1 protein-coding gene is annotated in these 1,304 nt (G+C 73.0%); it reads right to left on the bottom strand.

The window, feature by feature from the left end:
* Positions 1-48: 48 nt before the first annotated feature.
* Positions 49-1,304: aldehyde dehydrogenase family protein (locus ESO86_RS17135; protein WP_129235981.1), on the bottom strand; the 1,256-nt coding region annotated here is incomplete at its 5' end.

Below are 1,304 nucleotides of genomic sequence, written 5' to 3'. Positions count from 1 at the left end.
TTCCGATCTCGGCCCGTCCCCTGCGCGCCCCCGCGGACGCTGCCGCGGTCAGCCGTTGACGACCTGCGGCACGCCGAGCGCCTTGAGGCCCTCGACGCCGAACTCGAGCCCGTAGCCGGACTGCTTCGCGCCGCCGAAGGGGGCCATCGGGTGGACCGCGCCGTGCGCGTTGATCCACACCGTGCCGGCCTCGAGGCGCGCGGCGATGCGGCGCGCCTCGTCGCGGTCGGTCGACCACACCGAGGCGCCGAGCCCCACCTCGACCCCGTTGGCCATCGCGATCGCGTCGTCGAGGTCGTGGTAGCGGATGATCGGCAGGGCGGGACCGAACTGCTCCTCCTGCACCAGGGGCGAGCGGTCGTCGATGTCGGCCACGAGCGTCGTCGGGTAGAAGTTGCCCGGCTGGTCGCGATCCGGCTCCCCGCCGAGCAGCACGCGGGCGCCTCCCGCCTTCGCCGACTCCACGAGGCGGTCGACGACGTCGAACTGCTGCCGGTTCTGCAGCGGCCCGAGCACGTTCGCCTCGTCGAGCCCGACGCCCATGGGCATCGCCCGCGCGACGTCGACCAGGGCCTCGCATACCGCGTCGTAGACGTCGTCGTGCACGTACAGGCGCTTCAGCGCGGCGCAGGTCTGCCCCGTGTTGATGAACGCGCCCCAGAAGACGCCCTCGGCGATCGCCTTCGGGTCGACGTCGGGCAGCACGATGCCGGCGTCGTTGCCGCCGAGCTCGAGCGTGAGCCGCTTGACCGTCTCAGCAGAGCTGCGGATGATCGCCTTGCCGGTCGCGGTCGAGCCGGTGAACATCACCTTGCCGACCGACGGGTGCGACGCGAGCGCCGCGCCCACGTCGCGACCGCCCGAGACGACCTCGACGACACCCGCGGGCAGCACGCGGTTGATGACCTCGATGAGCGCGAGCACGCTGAGCGGGGTGTACTCCGACGGCTTCACGACGACCGTGTTGCCCATGCGGAGCGCCGGCGCGACCTGCCAGACGGTGATCATCTGCGGCCAGTTCCACGGCCCGATCGCGCCCACGACGCCGATCGGCCGGTAGTGGAGCTCGGCGCGGGTCTCGCCGTCGTCCACGACGACCTCGGCCTCGAGCGGCGTCGCCGCCGCAGCCCGCATCCAGCCGGATGCCGCGCCGACCTCGAAGCGGGCGTTCGGACCGTTCAGCGGCTTGCCCTGCTCCCGCGAGAGCACGTGCGCGAGGGCCTCCGCCTCGGCGTCGATCGCGTCGGCGGCGAGCATGAGCAGCTCGCTCCGGCGCGCATGGCCGAGCGCCGCCCAGGCCGGCT

The organism is Agromyces binzhouensis, from assembly GCF_004135055.1.
Lineage (GTDB): Bacteria > Actinomycetota > Actinomycetes > Actinomycetales > Microbacteriaceae > Agromyces > Agromyces binzhouensis.
The sequence above is the reverse complement of the archived record's forward strand: the minus strand, read 5'-3'. Positions and strand labels throughout refer to the sequence as shown.